Raw genomic sequence first — 21,548 nt, 5'->3', positions numbered from 1 at the left:
TGGCGCGCGGGCGATCCCGCAGCGGATTGCAGCAAACGATCCGCAAGATTCGGCGAAACAATCCGCGATAAAAATCAGCGCGCGCGGCGCTGCTGCCGGCATTGCTCGAACACGCACACGGCGGCGGCCGCCGCCACGTTCAGCGACTCCATGCCGCCCGGCTGCGGAATCGTCACGCGCAGCGCTGCCGCGTCGCGCCAGACCTGCGAGACGCCCGCGCCTTCGTTGCCGAACACCCACGCCACTTGCCCCGTGAGATCGGCTTCGTCGATGGCCTGTGCGCCGTGTGAATCCGTAATCACGACGGGCACGCCGAGCAGATCGACGAGCGTCTCCGGTTCGACGTTCTCGAACACCTGCAACAGGAAATGCGCGCCCATCGCCGAGCGCAGCACCTTCGACGACCACGCGTAAGCCGTGCCCGGCGTGCAGAACACCTTGTCGATGCCCGCCGCCGCCGCGCTGCGCAGGATCGAGCCGACGTTGCCCGCGTCCTGCAGGCCGTCGAGCACGAGACAGGTCGATTCGACGCGGTGCGGCAGCGTCGCTTCGGGCATATCGACGAGCAGCAACATGCCAGCGCCGTGCACGACGTTGGACAACTGGCCGAACAGCGCGTCGGGCAGCGTGATCACGCGGCGCTCGTCCACGCGCGCGACGATATCCTGCGCCTCCGCGTGCGCGAGCGCGCCTTCGGTCACGACGCAGTATTCGGGCTGCGAGCCGCCGTCGAGCCATGCGCTCGCCAGATGGAAGCCTTCGAGCAGCGCCTGATGCGCGCGGCGCTGCTGATGGGTCGAGCCGGCCAGCGCCTTGAGGCGCTTGTAGAGCGGATTGTCGCGCGAGGTAATGGCTTTCACGGGCGGGCCTGACGATCAGTAATGCGATGAATGAAAAGGAAAACGGCGCCGCACGAGGCGACGCCGATGGGGCTGCGCGGCGGCATCGGCGCGGCTAGAGCGGCGCGAACGCGTCGCCTTCGGCAGCGGACGCAGCCTTATTGGCGCTCGCGGTCAGGACCACGCCGTGCAGCGCAAACGCCTCGCGCACCGGCGCGAACGAACGCCGATGATGCTCGCACGGCCCATGCTCGCGCAGCGCGGCCAGATGCTGCGCCGTGCCGTAGCCCGCGTGCGCGTCGAAGCCGTACGCCGGGAAGGTTTCGTGCATCTGCGTCAGCATCCGGTCGCGCGTGACCTTGGCGATGATCGAGGCCGCCGAAATGGCCGGCACCAGCGCATCGCCGCCGATCACGGCTTCGCTGCGCACCGGCAGCACCGGGCAGCGATTGCCATCGATCTTCGCCAGCGTGGGCGTGATGCTCAGGCCCTCGACCGCGCGGCGCATGGCCAGCATGGTCGCGTGCAGGATGTTGAGCGTGTCGATTTCCTCGACGCTCGCTTCGGCCACGCACCAGGCCAGCGAATGCTCGACGATCAGATCGTAGAGCGCATCGCGCGCCTTGGCCGTGAGCGCCTTCGAGTCGTCGAGTCCGGCGATCGGACGCGCCGGATCGAGAATCACGGCGGCCGCGACCACGGGACCGGCGAGCGGGCCGCGCCCGGCTTCGTCGACACCGCAAATCACGTCGTCGGGCGACTCGAACAGCAGACCGGCCTGCTCCGCGCGCTGCAGGCGCACGGCGCGCTTTTGCGCGGCCTGCGACGGCGCCTTCGCTCGCGTTGCCGCGCCCGCCGCACCCTTCGGCGCGGCTTTCGCGCGGGTCGTCCGTTCCGTCATGCCTTGCTCCTGCGGCCTTCGGCGATACGCGCGACCACTTCCGCCGCGCGCTCCGCCGTGTTCTGGCGCAGCGCGTGATGCATCTGCGTGAACACCTCCGTCAGCGTGCGCCGGTTCGCCTCGTCGTGCAACTGCGTGAGCGTGGCTTCGGCGAGCGCCTCGGGCGTCGCGAAATGCTGAAGAATCTCGGGCACGACGAAGCGCCCCGCGAGAATGTTCGGCAGACCGACATAGGGCAGATAGCCCTGGCGGCGCATGATCTGGCCCGTGAGCCAGGGCACCTTGTACGAGATGACCATCGGCTTCTTGAGCAGCGCGGCTTCCAGCGTGACCGTGCCGCTTTTCACGAGGATCGCGTCGGCGGCCGTCATCGCGACTTGCGACTGACCGTCGATGATCGTGAGCGCGAGACCCTGATGCGAATTCGCGAGTTCCTGCAACTGCGCGTGGATCGCCGGCGTGGCCGCCGGCATCACGAAGCGCAGGCCCGGCTCGCGCTGCTGCATGATCTGCATCGCGTCGAAGAAGGTCGGGCCGATCAGGTTGATCTCCGAGCGCCGGCTGCCCGGCAGCACGGCGATCACCGGGCCGCTTTCGGGCAGGCCCAGCGCGCGGCGCGCGGCCGGCACGTCGGGTTCGAGCGGAATCTCGTCGGCGAGCGGGTGCCCCACGTAGGAGGCGGCCACACCGGCCTTTTCGAGAATCGCCGTTTCGAACGGGAACACGCAGAGCATGTGATCCACCGACTTCTGGATCTTCTTGATGCGCCCGCCCCGCCACGCCCAGATCGACGGGCAGACGAAGTGCACCGTCGGAATGCCGGCGTCGCGCAGCGGGTGTTCGAGACCAAAGTTGAAATCCGGCGCGTCGACGCCGATGAAGACGTCGGGCGGATCCGCGAGCAGCTGATGCTTGAGCTCGTTGCGGATGCGCAGGATTTCGGGAATGTGCTTGAGCGCCTCGACGTAGCCGCGCACGGTGAGCTTGTCCATCGGCCAGTGCGCGTCGAAACCGACGGCCTGCATGCGCGGGCCGCCGATTCCGTAGTACTGCGTGCTATCCGGCAGCTTGCTGACGAGCCCCTTGAGCAGCGACGCCGCGAGCAGGTCGCCGGACGGTTCCCCGGCGACCATCGCGAGACGTAGCGGACGGTTTTGCAGCGCCATCGTTTAGCGGATGATGCCGCGCTGCGACAGCTCGACGAAATCGAGCAGCGCCTTCACGTGCTGGTCGCCGTCGCCGCCCGCCTGGGCGAGTTCGGCGAGCTGCACCTTCGCCTCTTCGAGCGACAGGCTGTTCTTGTAGAGCGTGCGGTACGCCGAGCGCAGCGCCGAGATGGCGTCGGGCGAGAAACCGCGGCGGCGCAGACCTTCGACGTTGATGCCGTGCGGCACCGCCTTGTTGCCTGCGGCGACCACGAACGGCGGCACGTCCTGCACGAGCGCCGAGGCGCCGCCGACCATCGAGTGCGCGCCGATGCGCACGAACTGGTGCACGCCGGTCATGCCGCCGACGATCGCGTAATCGTCGACGATCACGTGGCCCGCGAGCTGCGCGTTGCTCGACATGATGATGTTGTTGCCCAGACGGCAGTCGTGACCGACGTGCACGTAGGCCATGATCCAGCAGTCGTCGCCGATCGAGGTGATGCCGGTGTCTTGCACCGTCCCCGTGTGCAGCGTCGTGAACTCGCGAATGGTGTTGCGGTTGCCGATCACGAGCTTCGTGGGTTCGCCCTTGTACTTCATGTCCTGCGGGCGGCCGCCGACCGACGCGTAATGGCCGATGCTGTTGTCTTCGCCGATCGTGGTGTGGCCTTCGATCACGCTGTGCGAGCCGATCTTGGTGCGCGCACCGATGGTGACGTTCGCGCCAACGATCGCATACGGGCCGATCTCGACCGTTTCATCGACCTGTGCGCCCGGCTCGACGATCGCAGTGGGATGGATCCTGCTCATTCGTCCTCGCTCTCCGAATTCTGTTAGCGTGCCCGCGCGCCACCCGGCGCGCGACGGCATTGCGCGGCGCGTCTTATTGCGCTGCGTCCATTTTCTTGACGGTGCACATCAGTTCCGCTTCGCAGGCGACCACGCCTTCGACTTCGGCGACGGCCTTGAACTTCCAGATGCCGCGCATATAGCGCTCGAACGTCACGTTCAGGATCAGCTGGTCGCCCGGCTCGACCACGCGCTTGAAGCGCGCGCCGTCGATGCCGACGAAGTAATACAGCGTGTTCTCGAAGTCCTGCTCCTCTTCCGAGAACGTGAGCAGCGCGGCGGTCTGGGCCAGCGCTTCGAGAATCATCACGCCGGGCATGACCGGACGCTGCGGGAAATGGCCCGTGAAGAAGGGCTCGTTGATCGTCACATTCTTCAACGCCTTGATGCTCTTGTGCGGCTCGAGCTCGATGACCCGATCCACCATCAGGAACGGATAGCGGTGCGGCAGCAGCGTGAGGATCTTGTGGATGTCGAAGTTGAGTTTTTCGATGTTCATGGTGGTTCTGCTCACGCAGGAATTGCGCGTGTGACTATCGGATGCGATGCCTGAAGTGCCTGACGTACCTCGTCGGCCCGCGCTGAGGCGCAGTATGCGCCACGCGCTGCCCTTCGTGCATGCGGATTGCCCCGGGGCCGACGGCCCGAGGCCCGGAACGCAAAGCGGCACGCAAAAAACGGCGCCCGCGCGTGGCGCCGGCTTTTGCGTGCCGGCCAGGCCGCGCGCCGTATGACTCGCAACGACGCGCTGCCCGGTGCCCCGAAACTGCTGTTGATTCTTATGGGTTCTCTTGCCTGTGCCAGCTCAGGCGTCGCCTTGCGGCTTCTGGGCGGCTTCGAGCGCCCGGATGCGGTCCCGCAGCTTGTCGATGTTGCGAAGCAGCGCGGCGCTCTTGTTCCAGTCGGCGTGATCGACCGCCGGGAACGCGCTCGTGTAGATGCCGGCCTTGGGCAGCGACTTCGAGACGCCCGACTTCGCCGTAACGATCACGTAATCGCCCAGCGTGACGTGCCCCGCGATGCCGACCGCGCCGCCGATCATGCAGTGCTTGCCGATCGTCGTGCTGCCGGCGATGCCCGCGCAGCCCGCGATGACGGTGTAAGCCCCGACGCGGCAGTTATGGCCGATCTGCACGAGGTTATCGATCTTCACGCACTCTTCGATGATCGTGTCGGCCATTGCGCCGCGGTCGATCGTCGTGTTCGCGCCAATTTCGACATCCGGCCCGATCGAGACGCCGCCGACTTGCGGAATCTTGACCCAGCTGCCCGTGCGCGCCTCGCCCTCGCCCGTGAAATCGGGCGCGAAACCGAAGCCGTCCGAGCCGATCACGGCGCCCGCATGCACGATCGCGCGCGCACCGAACTTGCAGCCGTGATAGACCGTGACGCCCGGGTAGAAGTGCGCGCCCTCGCCCACCTGGGTGCCGCGGCCGATGAACACGTTCGCGTCCAGACGCACGTTCTCGCCGATCACGGCGCCCGCTTCCACGGTGACGTTCGGGCCGATCACCGCGCTCGCGGCGATTTTGGCCGACGCGTCGACGTGCGCGCTCGGGTGCACGCCAGGCTGCGTTTTCGGCGTAGCGAGGTCGATGAACGCCTGCGCGACACGCGCGAAGTAAGCATACGGATTGGGTGTGACGATGAAGTTGCGGCCCTCGCGCGAAGCGAGCTTTGCAAGATCGTTCGGGCTGATCAGGACCGCGCCGGCGCGGGTGGCGTCCACCTGCGACAGGTACTTCGGATTGGCGAGGAACGCCAGCTGCTGCGGACCGGCCTGGTCGAGCGGCGCGAGCGAGCCGACGCGTTGCGCCGGATTCCCGACCACTTCGCCGCCGAACCGCCCGGCGATTTCCTCAAGCGTAAATGCCATACGCGTGCTGCTCCTGCCTTAGTTACTGTTGCTGCCGGTGCTGTTGGCTGCGAGCGCCTTCAGCACCTGGTCGGTGATGTCGATGCGCGGGCTCACGTACACCGCTTCCTGCACGATCAGGTCGTAATGCTGCTGTTCGGCGATCTGCTTGATGACCTTGTTCGCGCGGTCGAGCACCGCGGCCAGTTCTTCGTTGCGGCGCTGGTTCAGGTCCTCGCGGAACTCGCGCTGCTTGCGCTGGAAGTCGCTGTCGAGCTGCGACAGATCGCGCTGCTTCTGCGCGCGGTCGGTCGCCGACATCGACGGACCGTTCTTGTCGATCGAGTCCGACATCGTCTTCAGACGCTGCGCCATGTCCTGCAAGTCCTTGTCGCGCTTCGCGAACTCGGCTTCGAGCTTGGTCTGCGCGGCCTTCGCGGGGGCGGATTCGCGCAGGATCCGGTCGGAGTTGACCGCAGCGATCTTGGCTTCCTGCGCATGGGCCGCGCCCGTGCCGAGAGCAAGCATCGCCAGCGACAGCGTCATGGCCCCGATGGTCCGTCTGGAAAACAATCCCGTTAGCAAAGTTATCCTCTCGTTTCTGAAATAGCCTGTGGCGGCGCGTCTCGTCAGAATGCCGTCCCGATCTGGAACTGGAACTTCTGGTACTGGTCGCCTTCGTGTTTCGTGACCGGGAAGCCCAGGCTGAGCTTGAGCGGGCCGATCGGCGAAATCCACGCGAGACCCACGCCATATGCATAGCGCAGACCATTCGAACCGATGCTCGAACCCTCGTCGCCCCAGACGTTACCACCATCGATGAAGGTGAAGACGCGCAGCGTGCGGTCGTAGCCCGTGCCCGGCAGCGGGAACGTGAGTTCGATGTTGCCGACCACCATCTTCGAGCCGCCGATCGGGTCGTTCGTGGTCTTGTCGCGCGGACCGAGCGAGCTCGGTTCGTAGCCACGCACCGAGCCGATACCGCCCGCGTAGTAGTTCTTGAAGATCGGGTACGGCTTGCCGCCGAGACCGTTGCCGTAGCCGGCCTGGAAGTTCATGCCCAGCACGAAGCCGCGCGCGAACGAGTAATAGTACTGCGCCTGGACGTCGGCCTTGTAGTACTGCGTGGCGCCCGCGGGCGTGCCGTATTCGGCGTTCGCCTGCGTGAAGTAACCGCGGCTCGGCACGAGTGCGCTGTCACGCGCATCGCGCGACCAGCCCATCGTGAGCGGCACGTTGTTCGACACGCGGCCGAACTGGTTCACGTAGTCGATGTAGCTCTGCGGCGTGTACGAGTCGACGTCGAGGCGGTCCTGCTCGAAGCCCACGCCGAAGAAGACCGTGTCGACTTCCGAGAACGGAATGCCGAACTTCAGGTCGCCGCCAGCCGTGATGATGCGGAAGCTCGAATCGGTCGAGTAGTACAGCGGCTGATACGTGCGGTAGTAGACGTCGGTGATGCGCTTGATGCCGTCCACCGTGAAGTACGGGTCGACCTGCGTGACCGCGAGCGTACGGTACGTCTTCGCGGTGTTCACGTTCACCGACAGCGAGGTGCCCGAACCGAACACGTTGTCCTGCGACACGCCGGCCGACAGCACCACCTTGTCCGTGGACGAGAAGCCCGCGCCCAGCGTGATCGCGCCGGTCGGCTTTTCGGCCACCTTGACGTCGACGTCCACCTGGTCGGCCGTGCCTTCGACCGGCACCGTCGTCACGTCGACGTCGGTGAAGTAGCCCAGACGGTTGATACGGTCTTTCGAGAGCGCGAGGCGGCTCGAATCGAACCACGAGCTTTCGAGCTGGCGCATTTCGCGGCGCACGACTTCGTCGCGCGTGCGGGTGTTGCCCACCACGTTGATGCGGCGCACGTAGACGCGGCGGCTCGGATCGACCTGCAGCGTGAGTTCGACCGTGTGATGCGCCTGGTCGATCTGCGGCAGCGCGTTGACGGTCGCGAATGCGTAACCGTATTCACCGAGCTTGTCGACGATCGTCTTGGTCGTGGCCTGCAGCTTCTCAGCCGAGAACGTATCGCCCGGTTTGATCTTGATCAGCTTGGTGAGCTCGGCTTCACGGTTCAGCAGATTGCCCGCGAGATGGATGCCCGAGATCTTGTACGGCTCGCCCTCATGCAGCCCGATCGTGAGGTACATGTCCTTCTTGTCGGGCGAGATCGACACCTGCGTGGAGTCGATGTTGAACTCGAGGTAGCCGTGGTTCAGGTAGTACGAGCGCACGTTCTCGAGGTCGCCCGTGAGCTTTTCCTTCGAGTACAGGTCGTTCTTCGTGTACCACGAGAACCAGTTCGGCGTGGACAGCTGCATTTCGCTCAGGAGCGTGCCGCTGCTGTATGCCTTGTTGCCGATAAAGTTGATCTGACGGATCTTCGCGCTCGGACCTTCGACCACGGAGAACAGCAGACCGACGCGGTTGCGGTCGATCGGCGTGACGGTGGTGGTCACTTCGGCGGCGTAGAAGCCGCGCGTGAGGTACTGGCGCTTGAGTTCCTGCTCGGCCTTGTCGACGAGTGCCTTGTCGTAGTAGCGGCCTTGCGAGAGACCGACTGCGCGCAGCGCCTTCGTGAGGTTGTCCTTGTCGAATTCCTTGATGCCGGCGAAGTCGATCGTACCGATCGCGGGACGCTCCTGCACCTGAACGACCACGACGCCGCCTTCGGTGGCGATGCGCACGTCGTTGAAAAAGCCCGTCGCATACAATGCGCGGATGGCTTCGGAAGCCTTGTCGTCGTTGAAGGTATCGCCCTGCTTGATGGGCAGGTACGCGAACACCGTGCCCGGCTCGACGCGTTGCAGTCCTTCGATGCGGATGTCCTGTACCACGAAAGGCGTCGTCGCTGCGTGGACAACGAGACCATGTGCGGCGATCGCCGCAGCCGCAACCGTTTTTGGAACCAAGCGATGAGGTCTAAACAACGTGCTTCCCCAGTATGTATAGCTGCATCAGGTCAGGCGGCCCGCCCTCGGTCGCCGCCAGACACCTTTAGAAATGGATTAACCGAGCCAGATCGTTGAACAACGCGATCGCCGACAGCGCGACGATGCAGGCAAGTCCCGCTCGCTGCAGCACGAGCTGCCAGCGATCCGAGACGGCTTTGCCCGTTACGGCTTCAACCGCATAATATAACAGATGCCCCCCGTCCAAAACGGGAATTGGGAGCAGGTTGAGTACGCCCAGGCTAATACTGACAAGGGCGAGGAACGACAGGAATGCCGAAGGACCCAGCCGCGCGCTCTTGCCGGCATAGTCAGCAATCGTCACCGGCCCCGAAAGATTCTTCAGCGAAGCCTCGCCCGTGAGCATGCGGCCGAACATCCGCAGCGAGTACAGCGCGATGTCCCACGTGCGGTAAGCGCCCAGCCGCGCGCTCTCGATCGGGCCGTAACGCACCTCCACCGACGGCGCCTGCGCCGACAGCGCCGCGCCGATGCGGCCCACCTGGCCGCCCGTTTCCTCGTCGAGCTGCGCGTGCGGCGTCACGGTGACGGTGAGCGTTTGCGGCTTCGCCGCGGCGATCTTGCCTGCGCCGCTGCTTGCACCACTACCCGCACCCGCATCGCCGACATTCGCGCCATCGTCCGCGCCGCCGCGCTCGATCAACAGATGCACCGGCTTGCCCGCGTGCGCCTTCACATACGCGATGAAACTGCTTGCGCTGTCAACGGGACGGCCGTCGATCGCGCGCAGGCGGTCGCCCTTTTCCAGCCCGGCCTGCTGCGCGGCGCTGCCCGGCTCGACGCCCGCGATGCGCAGCGTGCCGCCGCCCGCTTCGAGACCGAGCTTCGACATGAAGTCGTCGTCGAGATCCTGACCGGTGAGACGCGAGAGATCGAGCGGGAAATCGTAGGTGCCGGCGCCGTCACGCGCGGAGAGCACCACGCGCCCATGTTCGAGCGCCGTCGGCATGAGCTTCCAGCGCAGGTCGGCCCACGAACGCACCGGTTCGGTGTGGCTGCCGCTGGCATTGCTCACGGAGAGAATTGTTTCGCCACCCTGGAAGCCCGCCTGCGCGGCCGCAGATTGCGCGGGCGGCGCGGCCACGACGGCCACGGGTTCGGTCACGCCGCTCGCGTAGACCGCGCCGAACAGCACGATGGCAAGAATGAAGTTCGCGACCGGACCGGCCGCGACGATGGCGATGCGCTTGCTGACCGGCTGACGGTTGAACGCGTGCGGCAGATCGGCCGCGTCGATCGTCTCGGGCGACTCGCGCTCGTCGAGCATCTTCACGTAGCCGCCGAGCGGCAGCGCGGAGATGGTCCACTCGGTGCCGCTTTTCTTGCTGATCCATTGCACGAGCGGCCGGCCGAAGCCGATCGAGAATCGCAGAACCTTGACGCCGCACAAACGCGCGACGCTGTAGTGCCCATACTCGTGCACGACGACGAGCACGCCGATCGCGACGATAAAAGCCACCAGTTCGGTGAGCAGATTCATATGCGCCTCCTCTGCTGGAAGCAGCACGCAGGTGCTGGAGCGGCGTGCCGCGTGTGTCCCCGGACACGCCCCGGCTCGCCGCTGGGCCCGCTCGCGGGCCCGCCGTCGGACCTTAAGCCGGCACCGGCAGGCTGTCGATGATGGTGTGTGCCGCGCGGCGTGCGGCGGCGTCGGCTTCGAGCACGACTTCAAGGCTCGTGGCGGGACGATTCTGCAGTGCGTTGAGCACGGCGTCGACCGTCTGCGCGATGGCCATGAAGCCGATGCGGCGGTTGAGGAAGGCCTCGACCGCGATTTCGTTGGCCGCGTTGAGCGTGGCGCTCGCCACGCCGCCCTCGTTCAGCGCCTTCATGGCGAGCGCGAGGCACGGGAAACGCGTGTAGTCGGGATGCTCGAAGTTGAGCGTCGCGACCTGCACGAGATCGAGTTGCGCGACGCCCGAATCCACGCGGTCCGGGTAAGCCAGCGCATGCGCGATCGGCGTGCGCATGTCGGGGTTGCCCAGTTGCGCGAGCACCGAACCGTCCGCGTACGAGACCATCGAATGGATCACGCTCTGCGGATGGATCAGCACGTCGATGCGATCGCCCGGCAGATCGAACAGGTAATGCGCCTCGATGACTTCGAGACCCTTGTTCATCATCGTGGCCGAGTCGACCGAAATCTTGCGGCCCATCGACCAGTTCGGGTGCTTGCAAGCCTGCTCCGGCGTGACGTCGACGAGCGTCGACGGTTCGCGCGTGCGGAACGGGCCACCCGAGGCGGTCAGAATGATCTTGGTCACGCCGCCGTGCATGGCCGCTTCGCGCGGCAGGCACTGGAACACGGCGTTGTGCTCGCTGTCGACGGGCAGCAGCACCGCGCCGTTGTCGCGCACCGCGTTCATGAAGATGTCGCCCGACATCACGAGCGCTTCCTTGTTCGCGAGCAGGATGCGCTTGCCGGTCTGCGCTGCCGCGAGCGTGGGTTCGAGGCCCGCCGCGCCGACGATGGCCGCGACCACCGTATCGCAGCCGTCACTCTTCGCGACATCGATGAGGGCCTGCGGGCCGTGCGCCACGAGGGTCTTCGAACCGGCCGCGCGCAGCTTGCGCTCGACGTCCTGGGCCGTTGCGGCGTCGCCGACCACGGCCACTTCGGGCGCGAAACGCAGACATTGTTCGACGAGCTTGTCGCCGTTGCGGTGCGCGGTGAGCGCGTAGATCGAGAAGCGGTCAGGATGACGCGCGACGACGTCGAGCGTGCTGTCTCCGATCGAGCCCGTAGAACCGAGCAGGGTGAGTCGTTTTTGCATTTCCATTTCTCTAGCCGGATGCCTCTTAGCCAAGCAGCAGCATGGCAAGCGGCAGCACCGGCAACAGCGCATCGATGCGGTCGAGCACTCCGCCATGACCCGGCAGGAGGCCGCTCGAATCCTTCACGCCAGCCTGGCGCTTGAGCATCGATTCGAACAGATCGCCGACCACGCTGAACGCGACCAGCACGGTAAGCACGAAGAACGCGCGGCCCAGGCCAAGATGGCCGGCCAGCGCCGAATAAAGCGTGGGTTCGAACGCGTGCAGCGCGAGCGCGGCAGCGGCGACGATCATCACGGCCGCCCAGCCGCCGACGGCCCCTTCCCAGGTCTTGCCGGGGCTGATGGCGGGCGCGAGCTTATGCTTGCCGAATGCCTTACCGGCAAAGTATGCGCCGATATCGGCCAGCCAGACCACCAGCAGCAGCGACAGCACGAAGGCCACGCCCGAGGTGCGCGCGAGCACCAGCGCGTGCCAGCAGGCGCAGAAGATCACGAGCCCTGCGGCCAGCAGGAAGGCGCGCCAGGCGCCCGCGGCGAGCACCGGCTTGCGCACCAGCACATAAGGCCCGGCGACGATCCAGAAGATACCCGCGGCCTGGAACAGCGGCCGCGGCGACGCGAGATGCTCGCTCGCCAGCACGGCCAGCGCGGCGATCAGCGCATAGACGATCGAACCGACCTTGCCAGCCTTGAGCAGACGCGCCCATTCCCACGCGGCGAACGCCACCACGACATGGATCAGCAGGCCAAAGGCGGCCACCGGCGCGAACAGCGTGACCGGCAAAAGCACGGCCAGCAGGACGATCGCCGTGATGACACGGGTCTTTAGCATGAAAGAGAGTCGGCGTTCTGGGACTGAGTGTCGAGTTGCGCGCTGGTGCGGCCGAAGCGGCGCTCACGTTCGGTGTAGGACTCGATGGCGCGGTTGAGCGCGTCGCGATCGAAATCGGGCCAGAACGTATCGGTGAAATAGAATTCTGCGTAAGCGAGCTGCCAGAGCAGGAAATTGCTCACGCGCTGCTCGCCGCCCGTACGGATGAACAGATCCGGCTCGGGCGCATAGCTCATGGCCAGGTACTGGCCGAGCGTGTCCTCGGTGACCGGCACCGGCTCGCCGGCCGCCACGGAGGCTTCGACCAGCTTGCGCGTGGCCTGCAGGATGTCCCAGCGGCCGCCGTAATTCGCGGCGATGGTCAGCGTCAGACGGGTATTGCGCGCCGTCTTGGTTTCGGCGCGGCGAATCAGGTCCTGGATGCGCTCGTTGAACATCGACAGGTCGCCGACCACGCGCAGGCGGATGCCGTTCGCGTGCAGACGCCCTACCTCGCGCTCAAGCGCCGAGATGAACAGGCGCATGAGGAACGAGACTTCGTCGGTCGGGCGCCGCCAGTTCTCGGAACTGAAGGCGAACAGCGTCAGGTATTCGACGCCGCGCTCGACGCAACCTTCGACGACCGCACGCACGGCGTCCACGCCCCGCGTGTGGCCTGCGACGCGCGGCAAGCGGCGTTGCGTCGCCCAACGGCCATTGCCGTCCATGATGATCGCGATGTGGCGCGGCACGGCCGCCACTTCGGGCACGCGAACGGTTGAGCTGGTATAGGTCATGGCCGTCGGACTATAACTGCGATAAGGAAAGAGAAACCCTGGCGGGATGAGAGCCTCGCGGCCTCAAACCGTCATGATCTCGGCTTCCTTGGTCTGGACGAGCTTGTCGATTTCCGAGACGAAGCGGTCCGTCAGCTTCTGGACGTCGTCGCTGCCACGGCGCTCGTCGTCTTCCGAGATTTCCTTGTCCTTCACGAGCTTCTTCAGTTGCTCGTTGGCGTCGCGGCGCAGGTTACGCACGGCGACCTTGGCCGTTTCGCCTTCGTTCTTGACGACCTTCGTGAGTTCCTTGCGGCGCTCTTCGGTCAGCGCGGGCATCGGCACGCGGATCAGATCGCCGTGCGTTGCCGGGTTCAGGCCGAGATCCGACTCGCGGATCGCCTTTTCGATGACCGGAACCATCTTCTTTTCCCACGCCTGGACGCCGATCGTGCGGGCGTCGACGAGCGTCAGGTTGGCCACCTGCGAAATGGGCACCGGCGAACCGTAGTAGTCGACCTGGATGTGATCGAGCAGGCCCGTGTGGGCGCGGCCCGTGCGGATCTTCGCGAGATCGCCCTTGAACGAGTCGATCGAGCGCTGCATTTTCTGCTCGGCGCCCTTCTTGATGTCAGCCACAGCCATTTTGATACCTCCGAACCTTTGTTGCGGTACGGGCCCGCCAGCGCGCATAGAGGGCGGCGCGGCCCGAAATCGATTTCGTGTGAAACGAGAGTTTACACGTGGACGAGCGTGCCTTCGTCTTCGCCCTGAATGATGCGCTTGAGCGCGCCCGGCTTGACGATCGAAAAAACCCGGATGGGCAGCTTCTGATCGCGGCACAGCGCGAAGGCCGTGGCGTCCATCACCTGCAGATTGCGGCCGATTGCCTCGTCGAAGCTGATCGTCGAGTAACGCGTGGCCGTCGGGTCCTTCTTGGGGTCGGCCGAGTAGACGCCGTCGACCTTGGTGGCCTTGAGCACGACTTCCGCGCCCACTTCCGCGCCACGCAGCGCGGCTGCGGTGTCGGTCGTGAAGAACGGGTTGCCGGTGCCGGCCGCGAAGATCACGACCTTGCCTTCCTCGAGCTGACGGATCGCGCGGGGGCGGATGTACGGCTCGACCACCTGGTCCATGCGCAGCGCGGACTGCACGCGCGCCTCGATACCGGCGTGACGCATGGCGTCCTGCAGCGCGAGCGCGTTCATCATGGTCGCGAGCATGCCCATATAGTCGGCGGTCGCGCGGTCCATACCGGCCGCGCCGCCCGCGACGCCGCGGAAAATATTGCCACCGCCGATCACGACTGCGAGCTGGGTGCCGAGCCGCACCACCTCGGCCACGTCTGCCACCATTCGTTCGATCGTGGCGCGGTTGATGCCAAAGGCATCATCGCCCATGAGGGCTTCGCCGGAAAGTTTGAGCAGGACGCGTTTATAGGCGGGTGTGGGCATGGAGGTATCCAGGATCGCGCGCAAAGGGCAATAACTTGAAACTGTAGGGGTGAAATACGGCTTGGGGCAAGCGCCACCAGAAATAGCGAAGATTTGCGCCACGGGGCACAGCGGAAGACCGCTGCGCCCGGCACGAGGCGCCGGGCGTCGCTACATCGGGCGTCGCTACGCTGCCCCACCGCGGCGGAAATGCGCCGCCGCGGCGTACTACGGGACTGCGATGAGACTTTTACTGCGGGTACGGCTCGATAAAGCTAAAGGCTGCGCGGCCCTTATTGCTGCTTTGCAGCAGCGACTTGCGCGGCCACTTCGGCGGCGAAGTCGTCCTGGCGCTTCTCGATGCCTTCGCCAACGACGAACAGCGAGAACTTCTGCACCGACGTGTTAGCCGCCTTGAGCATCTGTTCGATCGTCTGCTTGTCGTTCTTCACGAACGGCTGGTTCAGCAGCGAGACTTCCTTCAGGTACTTCTGCACCGAGCCGTCGACCATCTTGGCGACGATTTCAGCCGGCTTGCCCGATTCGGCAGCCTTCTGTTCGGCGATGCTGCGCTCCTTGGCGATCAGGTCGGCCGGCACTTCGTCCGACGACAGCGAGACCGGCTTCATCGCGGCGATGTGCATTGCCACGTCCTTGCCGACCTGCTCTTCTGCGCCCGTGTACTCGACCAGCACGCCGATACGCGTGCCGTGCAGGTACGAAGCCAGCTGGTTGGCGGTTTCGAAGCGCGCGAAACGGCGGATCGAAACGTTTTCGCCGATCTTGCCGACCAGTGCGAGGCGCACTGCGTCGACCGTCGAGCCTTCCAGCGGCAGAGCCGACAGAGCGGCGACGTCAGCCGGGTTTTGCGTGGCGACCAGTTCGGCCACCGTGTTCGCGAATGCGAGGAAGTCGTCGTTCTTCGCGACGAAGTCGGTTTCGCAGTTCAGTTCGACGACCGCGCCAGCGTTGCCGCCGATGAACGAAGCGATCACGCCTTCAGCCGTGACGCGCGATGCAGCCTTGCTCGCCTTGTTGCCGAGCTTGACGCGCAGGAGTTCTTCAGCGCGTGCCAGGTCGCCGTCGGCTTCCGTCAGCGCCTTCTTGCATTCCATCATCGGCGCATCGGTCTTCGCGCGCAGTTCTGCCACCATGCTTGCGGTAATTGCCGCCATCATTCGCTCCTTGAGTCTGTCTGGTACACGCCGCGCCGCATGCTTCGATGCGGCCGGCTGGAATTCGTTTCCGTTCGAGTCTGTTCTGAAACGCTTTTTTACAGCTGCTTCTACAGGACTACGGTGCCGCGGTGATGACGCGGCGACGAAAGTCGCGGCTTAAAAAAAAGGGGCCTATGGAAAGCCCCCTTTTCTTGCCGGACACGGGGCAGCTTACGCCTCCGAGTTGACCTCGACGAACTCGTCGTCGCCGTCGTTGCCGCGCGCTGCTGCGACGACTTCGTTGACCGAGCTCGCACGGCCTTCGAGGATCGCGTCGGCCACGCCTTCGGTGTAGAGCGCGACTGCCTTGCTGGCGTCGTCGTTACCCGGGATGACGTAGTCGATGCCTTCCGGCGAGTGGTTCGTGTCGACCACAGCGATGACGGGGATGCCCAGCTTGTTGGCTTCCGTCACGGCAATCTTGTGGTAGCCGACGTCGACCACGAAGATCGCGTCCGGAATGCCGCCCATGTCCTTCACGCCGCCGATCGACTTTTGCAGCTTGGCGATTTCGCGTTCGAACAGGAGCGCTTCCTTCTTGCTCATCTTTTCGAGTTCGCCTGCCTCAACCGCTGCTTCCATGTCCTTCAGGCGCTTGATCGAAACCTTCAGCGTCTTGAAGTTGGTCAGCATACCGCCGAGCCAGCGTGCGTTCACGAACGGCATACCAGCGCGCTGCGCTTCCTGGGCGATCGTGTCACGCGATTGACGCTTCGTGCCGACGAACAGGATCGTGCCACGGTTCGATGCCAGCTGACGCACGTACTTCAGTGCGTCGTTGTACATCGGCAGCGTCTTTTCGAGGTTGATGATGTGAATCTTGTTGCGATGACCGAAGATGAAGGGGGCCATCTTCGGGTTCCAGAAGCGCGTTTGGTGACCGAAGTGGACACCGGCTTCCAGCATTTGGCGCATGGTAACTGCCATGAGAATTTCTCCGCTAGGGTTTGGGTCTTAAGCCGGCTGCCGTATCGTAGCGCCCTCCGCCTCAGCGGATGAGCGCCCGACACCCTGGGTGCGCCGGCTCGCGATTTAAAAAAATGTCGCCTGCTGCTCTGCTACTGCTTTTTGCCACTACTTATTACTGCATTGCGCCCGCGGCGACTGCGGACTCAGCCGCCCCGCTACGCCATTCATCCATGCTAGTTATGGATTGAAAGAATACGGGGAGCGACTTAGCCGAAGATTATAGCACGCGAAATCAGAGCCGCTCAAGCCAGCTATTACCCTCGCAGAACGGACGGCAGCGGGTGGCGCTCCCGACTCCACCGCGGCGCAATCCGGCGGCAAACCAGACCCAAGCCAGCACCAAACCCGCCCCAAGCCGGCGACGATACAGCGGCGATCCCCCCAGTATTAGCCCAGCGACCGCCGGGATAAGGTGCGATAATTCGATATTCGACTGCATTTTCGGGCGCACACCATGGCCATTTCGATCAAGAACGAACACGACATCGCGCAAATGCGCGTCGCCTGCCGCCTGGCAAGCGAGGTGCTCGACTACATTACGCCGTTCGTCGTCGCGGGCGTCACGACCGGCGAGCTCGACCGCCTCTGTCACGAATATATGACCAACGTGCAGGGCACCGTGCCCGCGCCGCTGAACTATCAGCCGCCCGGCTACCCGCCCTACCCGAAGGCGATCTGCACCTCGGTCAACGACGTGATCTGTCACGGTATTCCGGGCGACAAGGCGCTGAAGAACGGCGACACGCTCAATATCGACATCACCGTCATCAAGGAAGGCTATTTCGGCGACACGAGCCGCATGTTCATCGTCGGCGAAGGCTCGATTCTCGCGAAGCGCCTCGTGCAGACCACGTATGAGTGCATGTGGCTCGGCATCGACCAGGTGCGTCCGGGCGGCCATCTCGGCGACATCGGTCATGCGATCCAGCGTTACGCCGAATCGCAAGGTTATAGCGTGGTGCGCGAATACTGCGGCCACGGCATCGGCACGGTGTTCCACGACGAGCCGCAGGTGCTCCATTACGGCCGCGCCGGCACGGGCGTGGAACTGCTGCCGGGCATGATCTTCACGATCGAGCCGATGATCAACGCCGGCCGCCGCGACATCCGCACCATGCCGGACCAGTGGACCGTCAAGACGAAGGACCGCAGCCTCTCGGCGCAGTGGGAACACACGGTGCTCGTGACCGAAACCGGTTACGAAGTGCTGACGGTATCGGCGGGCACGCCCGCCAAGCCGGCGATCGTCGCGCAAATGGCGGGCAGCGTAGCCTGATCGCCGATTGAGCGCACGGGTCGGGCGGCGGCGGTTCGCGTGAGTCTGGCGCCGCACTTGCCGCCCAAACGCCGGGGCGCCCGAGCGCCATCAGGGAATGAGTAGTGGAAGTAGTCGGCCGGAAGGCGCGCCGCAGCGCCGCCGGCCACGCAGCCAGGCATCATGAATGCGAGCCGGCGTCGAACGCCCCGCCCGCGGTAGTTCACGCAGTTCAGTTCAGGCAAGACCATGCAGTGACGGCGCCTGTGCGCGCCAGCGGCGCCCCCGCCCGGCGGCCCGCCGCCCCGACCCATCGACCGCGCCCCGTGCGCCAACCATCGTCCAGTTCCAGTTCATGAGCGTTCTCGCCGCCGCACCCGATACGTCGTCGCTGAGGTCCGATTACAAGGCCGCCAAGGCCCAGTTGCTCGAACGGTTCAAGACCGCCTCCAACGTCGACACGCTGATGCGCGCCCTCGCCCGCACCACCGACGACACGCTGCGCAGCGCCTGGAACCTGTGCGAGCTGCCGCCCTCGCTCGCGCTCGTCGCCGTGGGCGGCTATGGGCGCGGCGAGCTTGCGCCGTTTTCCGACGTCGACATCCTCGTGCTGCTGCCCGACGACGAACCGCTCGCGCCGCTCGAAGCGCGCATCGAGCGCTTCATCGGCCTCGCGTGGGATCTCGGGCTGGAGATCGGCAGCAGCGTGCGCAGCGTCTCGCAGTGTCTGGAAGAAGCGGCCAACGACGTGACCGTACGCACGTCGCTGCTCGAAGCGCGCCGCCTGACCGGCAGCGCGACGCTGTTCGGCGACTTCGCGCAGCGCTACCGCGACGCCATGGACCCGCGCGCGTTCTTCCAGGCGAAGGTGCTCGAAATGCGCCAGCGCCACGCGCGCTTCCAGGACACGCCCTACTCGCTCGAACCGAACGTCAAGGAAAGCCCCGGCGGCCTGCGCGATCTGCAACTGATTATCTGGATGACCGAGGCGGCCGCGTTCGGCAGCAGCTGGAAGGAGCTCGACGAGCGCGGCCTGATCACCGGCCGCGAAGCGCGCGAACTGCGCCGCAACGAGACCTTCCTGAAGACGCTGCGCGCGCGCCTGCACGTCATCACGGGACGCCGCCAGGACATTCTCGTGTTCGACCTGCAGACCGCCGTCGCCGAAAGTTTCGGCTTCAAGGCCAGCGGCTCGCGTCGCGCGAGCGAACAGCTCATGCGCCGCTACTACTGGGCGGCCAAGGCGGTCACGCAGCTCGCGAGCATCCTGATCCAGAACATCGAGGCGCAACTCTTTCCGAGCACGAGCGGCATCACGCGCACGCTGTCGGCGCATTTCGTCGAGAAGCAGGGCATGCTCGAAATCGTCACCGACGATGTCTTCGAGCGCGATCCGCACGCGATCCTCGAAGCCTTCCTGCTCTACGAACAGGTGCCCGGCGTGAAGGGCCTGTCGGCGCGCACGATGCGCGCGCTCTACAACGCGCGCGACACGATGGATCAGCACTGGCGCCGCGACCCGGAAAACCGCCGCCTGTTCATGGAAATCCTGCGCCAGCCCGCCGGCATCACACACGCCATGCGGCTGATGAACCAGACGAGCGTGCTCGGGCGTTATCTGCTCAATTTCCGGCGCATCGTCGGGCAGATGCAGCATGACCTCTACCACGTCTACACGGTCGATCAGCACATCCTGATGGTGCTGCGCAACATGCGCCGCTTCGCCGTGGCCGAGCACGCGCACGAATATCCGTTCTGCAGCCAGCTGATCGCGAACTTCGAGCGCCCGTGGGTGCTGTACGTGGCGGCGCTGTTCCACGACATCGCCAAGGGCCGCGGCGGCGATCACTCGCAGCTCGGCATGGCCGATGCGCGCCGCTTCTGCCGCGACCACGGCATCGAGCGCGAGGACGCCGACCTGATCGTCTGGCTCGTCGAGCAGCATCTGACGATGAGCCAGGTCGCGCAGAAGCAGGACACGAGCGATCCGGAAGTGGTCAAGCGTTTCGCCGATCTGGTGGGCACGGAGCGTCGCCTTTCCGCGCTTTATCTGCTGACGGTCGCCGATATCCGCGGCACCAGCCCGAAGGTCTGGAACAACTGGAAGGGCAAGCTGCTCGAAGACCTCTACCGCGCGACGCTCGCGGTGCTGGGCGGCGCCAAGCCCGATGCGCATTCCGAACTGAAGACGCGCCAGGAACTGGCGCTCGCGCTGCTGCGCCTGGAGACCGTGCCGGAAAATGCGCATCGCGCGCTCTGGGACAAACTCGACGTGGGCTATTTCCTGCGCCACGACGCCGCCGACATCGCCTGGCAAACGCGCGTGCTGTACCGCCACGTGGAGACGCCGTCGCCCGTCGTGCGCGCGCGCCCCTCGCCGGTTGGCGAAGCGCTGCAGGTGCTGGTCTACGCGAAGGACCGCCCGGATCTGTTCGCGACCATGTGCGCGTACTTCGACCGCAGCGGCCTGTCCGTGCTGGACGCGCGCGTGAGCACGACGCGCCACGGCTACGCGCTGGACAACTTCATCGTCGCGAATACCGAGGATGAAGTGCATTACCGCGATATCGCGAACCTCGTCGAGCAGGAACTCGCCGAGCGCCTCACGGCCGAAAGCCATGTGCTGCCGGAGCCGTCCAAGGGCCGCCTCTCGCGCCTGTCGCGCACCTTCCCGGTGACGCCGCGCGTCGACCTGCGGGCCGACGAGCGCGGCCAGTACTACATCCTGTCCGTGTCGGCGAACGACCGGCCGGGCCTTCTTTATTCGATCGCGCGCGTGCTGGCCGAGCACCGGATTGGCGTCCAGGCGGCGCGAATCAATACGCTCGGCGAGCGCGTCGAGGACGTGTTCCTGCTGGACGGGTCGGGACTTTCCGATAACCGTCTGCAGATCCGCGTCGAAACGGAATTGCTGCGCGCGATCGCAGTCTGAATGCAACACCGAGCAACATCGAAATACCTGGAATCATGCGAGCCAAACTGACAGCCAAGCACCCGCGCCCGACTACCCCGGAACGCGCCCCCGTCCGCCGCGGCGCCACGACCGCGCGCAAGCCGGTGCGTCCGGCCGAGGCGAAGCCTTTCGCCCCGCCGACGGGGCCCAAGGGCGCGTCGTCGAAACCGTCGCGCCCGCCGCGTGACGGCGATGCGCGTCCCCCGCGACGCGCCGACGGCGATCAACGCGGCGAACGCGGTTTTTCGCGCGGCCGTGGTGAGGGTGAGGAGCGTCGGTCGTTCCAGCGTCGCGATGAGGGTGGTGAGCGCCGGCCGTTCCGTCCGCGTGAGGAAGGTGGCGAGCGCCGGCCGTTCCAGCGACGTGATGAGAGTGGTGAGCGTCGTGAATTCCGTCCGCGTGAGGACGGTGGTGAGCGCCGTCCGTTCCAGCGTCGTGATGAAGGTGGTGAGCGTCGCGAATTCCGTCCGCGCGAGGAAGGTGGTGAGCGCCGTCCGTTCCAGCGACGTGATGAGGGTGGCGAGCGTCGTCAGTTCCGGCCGCGTGAGGAAGGCGGCGAACGTCGCCCGTTCCAGCGTCGTGATGAAGGCGGCGAGCGTCGCGAATTCCGTCCGCGCGAGGAAAGCGGCGAACGTCGCCCGTTCCAGCGACGTGATGAAGGTGGCGAACGTCGTCAGTTCCGTCCGCGCGAAGAAGGTGGTGAGCGCCGTCCGTTCCAGCGTCGCGATGAAGGTGGTGAGCGTCGCGAATTCCGGCCGCGCGAAGAAGGCGGTGAGCGCCGTCCGTT

General features: G+C 65.4%; 18 protein-coding genes. 2 read left to right on the top strand and 16 right to left on the bottom strand.

Annotated features, from left to right (window positions below; all coding sequences use genetic code 11):
* Window positions 1-74 precede the first annotated feature (74 nt).
* The 16 genes from LDO54_RS05615 to rpsB form a co-directional block, all read right to left on the bottom strand.
* Complete coding sequence (locus tag LDO54_RS05615) at window positions 75-860, bottom strand: TrmH family RNA methyltransferase (RefSeq protein ID WP_224007696.1); 786 nt, start codon at window positions 858-860, stop codon at window positions 75-77.
* A 94-nt stretch (window positions 861-954) separates the two neighbouring features.
* The gene (rnhB, locus tag LDO54_RS05610) at window positions 955-1,740 is read right to left on the bottom strand and encodes a ribonuclease HII (protein WP_224007693.1); all 786 of its coding nucleotides are present in this window, start codon (window positions 1,738-1,740) and stop codon (window positions 955-957) included.
* Window positions 1,737-2,906 carry a lipid-A-disaccharide synthase gene (gene lpxB / locus LDO54_RS05605; RefSeq protein WP_224007690.1) on the bottom strand — a complete coding sequence of 390 codons (1,170 nt, stop codon included), beginning with the start codon at window positions 2,904-2,906 and terminating at the stop codon, window positions 1,737-1,739. Before lpxB ends, rnhB begins: the two co-directional genes overlap by 4 nt.
* Window positions 2,907-2,909: 3 nt before the next feature.
* Window positions 2,910-3,698, bottom strand: a complete 789-nt coding sequence (lpxA, locus tag LDO54_RS05600) for an acyl-ACP--UDP-N-acetylglucosamine O-acyltransferase (RefSeq protein ID WP_224007688.1) — start codon at window positions 3,696-3,698, stop codon at window positions 2,910-2,912.
* 73 nt (window positions 3,699-3,771) lie between these two features.
* On the bottom strand, window positions 3,772-4,236 hold the full coding sequence (gene fabZ / locus LDO54_RS05595) for a 3-hydroxyacyl-ACP dehydratase FabZ (protein ID WP_224007685.1): 465 nt from the start codon (window positions 4,234-4,236) through the stop codon (window positions 3,772-3,774).
* A gap of 306 nt (window positions 4,237-4,542) precedes the next feature.
* The gene (lpxD, locus tag LDO54_RS05590; RefSeq protein ID WP_224007682.1) at window positions 4,543-5,613 is read right to left on the bottom strand and encodes a UDP-3-O-(3-hydroxymyristoyl)glucosamine N-acyltransferase; all 1,071 of its coding nucleotides are present in this window, start codon (window positions 5,611-5,613) and stop codon (window positions 4,543-4,545) included.
* 18 nt (window positions 5,614-5,631) lie between these two features.
* A complete protein-coding gene (locus tag LDO54_RS05585) occupies window positions 5,632-6,177 on the bottom strand; it encodes an OmpH family outer membrane protein (protein WP_074984514.1) in 546 nt (181 codons plus the stop codon).
* Window positions 6,178-6,221: 44 nt separating this feature from the next.
* The gene (bamA, locus tag LDO54_RS05580) at window positions 6,222-8,528 is read right to left on the bottom strand and encodes an outer membrane protein assembly factor BamA (protein ID WP_224007679.1); all 2,307 of its coding nucleotides are present in this window, start codon (window positions 8,526-8,528) and stop codon (window positions 6,222-6,224) included.
* 67 nt (window positions 8,529-8,595) lie between these two features.
* On the bottom strand, window positions 8,596-10,050 hold the full coding sequence (rseP, locus tag LDO54_RS05575) for an RIP metalloprotease RseP (RefSeq protein ID WP_224007675.1): 1,455 nt from the start codon (window positions 10,048-10,050) through the stop codon (window positions 8,596-8,598).
* Between the two features lie 112 nt (window positions 10,051-10,162).
* A complete protein-coding gene (locus LDO54_RS05570; RefSeq protein ID WP_224007672.1) occupies window positions 10,163-11,344 on the bottom strand; it encodes a 1-deoxy-D-xylulose-5-phosphate reductoisomerase in 1,182 nt (393 codons plus the stop codon).
* 25 nt (window positions 11,345-11,369) lie between these two features.
* Window positions 11,370-12,179, bottom strand: coding sequence for a phosphatidate cytidylyltransferase (locus LDO54_RS05565; RefSeq protein ID WP_224007669.1), 810 nt, complete (start codon window positions 12,177-12,179; stop codon window positions 11,370-11,372).
* Window positions 12,173-12,955 (bottom strand): polyprenyl diphosphate synthase, encoded by a 783-nt coding sequence (uppS, locus tag LDO54_RS05560; RefSeq protein WP_224007666.1) that lies wholly within the window; start codon window positions 12,953-12,955, stop codon window positions 12,173-12,175. Before uppS ends, LDO54_RS05565 begins: the two co-directional genes overlap by 7 nt.
* Window positions 12,956-13,018: 63 nt before the next feature.
* Window positions 13,019-13,579: a ribosome recycling factor gene (gene frr / locus LDO54_RS05555; RefSeq protein WP_224007647.1), complete on the bottom strand. Its 561-nt coding sequence runs from the start codon at window positions 13,577-13,579 to the stop codon at window positions 13,019-13,021.
* Window positions 13,580-13,671: 92 nt separating this feature from the next.
* Window positions 13,672-14,388, bottom strand: coding sequence for a UMP kinase (gene pyrH / locus LDO54_RS05550; protein WP_027814826.1), 717 nt, complete (start codon window positions 14,386-14,388; stop codon window positions 13,672-13,674).
* 272 nt (window positions 14,389-14,660) lie between these two features.
* Window positions 14,661-15,542: a translation elongation factor Ts gene (tsf, locus tag LDO54_RS05545; protein WP_065060168.1), complete on the bottom strand. Its 882-nt coding sequence runs from the start codon at window positions 15,540-15,542 to the stop codon at window positions 14,661-14,663.
* 213 nt (window positions 15,543-15,755) lie between these two features.
* Complete coding sequence (rpsB, locus tag LDO54_RS05540; RefSeq protein WP_205992922.1) at window positions 15,756-16,511, bottom strand: 30S ribosomal protein S2; 756 nt, start codon at window positions 16,509-16,511, stop codon at window positions 15,756-15,758.
* Window positions 16,512-17,007: 496 nt separating this feature from the next.
* On the opposite strand from rpsB, the gene map reads away from it, so the two are divergent.
* Complete coding sequence (gene map / locus LDO54_RS05535; RefSeq protein ID WP_224007644.1) at window positions 17,008-17,829, top strand: type I methionyl aminopeptidase; 822 nt, start codon at window positions 17,008-17,010, stop codon at window positions 17,827-17,829.
* A gap of 334 nt (window positions 17,830-18,163) precedes the next feature.
* Entirely contained in the window at window positions 18,164-20,740 is a 2,577-nt protein-coding gene (locus LDO54_RS05530; RefSeq protein WP_224007641.1) for a [protein-PII] uridylyltransferase, read from the top strand.
* Window positions 20,741-21,548: the final 808 nt, after the last annotated feature.

It is taken from the genome of Paraburkholderia tropica (genome assembly GCF_914484835.1).
Taxonomy (GTDB): domain Bacteria; phylum Pseudomonadota; class Gammaproteobacteria; order Burkholderiales; family Burkholderiaceae; genus Paraburkholderia; species Paraburkholderia tropica_A.
This window is presented reverse-complemented; position numbering and strand designations above follow the sequence as displayed.

Coding starts and splice junctions, on each gene's coding strand:
- rnhB (WP_224007693.1), bottom strand. CDS start 1,740: ATGACGGAACGGACGACCCGCGCGAAAGCCGCGCCGAAGGGTGCGGCG.
- lpxB (WP_224007690.1), bottom strand. CDS start 2,906: ATGGCGCTGCAAAACCGTCCGCTACGTCTCGCGATGGTCGCCGGGGAA.
- lpxA (WP_224007688.1), bottom strand. CDS start 3,698: ATGAGCAGGATCCATCCCACTGCGATCGTCGAGCCGGGCGCACAGGTC.
- fabZ (WP_224007685.1), bottom strand. CDS start 4,236: ATGAACATCGAAAAACTCAACTTCGACATCCACAAGATCCTCACGCTG.
- lpxD (WP_224007682.1), bottom strand. CDS start 5,613: ATGGCATTTACGCTTGAGGAAATCGCCGGGCGGTTCGGCGGCGAAGTG.
- rseP (WP_224007675.1), bottom strand. CDS start 10,050: ATGAATCTGCTCACCGAACTGGTGGCTTTTATCGTCGCGATCGGCGTG.
- LDO54_RS05570 (WP_224007672.1), bottom strand. CDS start 11,344: ATGCAAAAACGACTCACCCTGCTCGGTTCTACGGGCTCGATCGGAGAC.
- LDO54_RS05565 (WP_224007669.1), bottom strand. CDS start 12,179: ATGCTAAAGACCCGTGTCATCACGGCGATCGTCCTGCTGGCCGTGCTT.
- uppS (WP_224007666.1), bottom strand. CDS start 12,955: ATGACCTATACCAGCTCAACCGTTCGCGTGCCCGAAGTGGCGGCCGTG.
- frr (WP_224007647.1), bottom strand. CDS start 13,579: ATGGCTGTGGCTGACATCAAGAAGGGCGCCGAGCAGAAAATGCAGCGC.
- pyrH (WP_027814826.1), bottom strand. CDS start 14,388: ATGCCCACACCCGCCTATAAACGCGTCCTGCTCAAACTTTCCGGCGAA.
- tsf (WP_065060168.1), bottom strand. CDS start 15,542: ATGGCGGCAATTACCGCAAGCATGGTGGCAGAACTGCGCGCGAAGACC.
- rpsB (WP_205992922.1), bottom strand. CDS start 16,511: ATGGCAGTTACCATGCGCCAAATGCTGGAAGCCGGTGTCCACTTCGGT.
- map (WP_224007644.1), top strand. CDS start 17,008: ATGGCCATTTCGATCAAGAACGAACACGACATCGCGCAAATGCGCGTC.
- LDO54_RS05530 (WP_224007641.1), top strand. CDS start 18,164: ATGAGCGTTCTCGCCGCCGCACCCGATACGTCGTCGCTGAGGTCCGAT.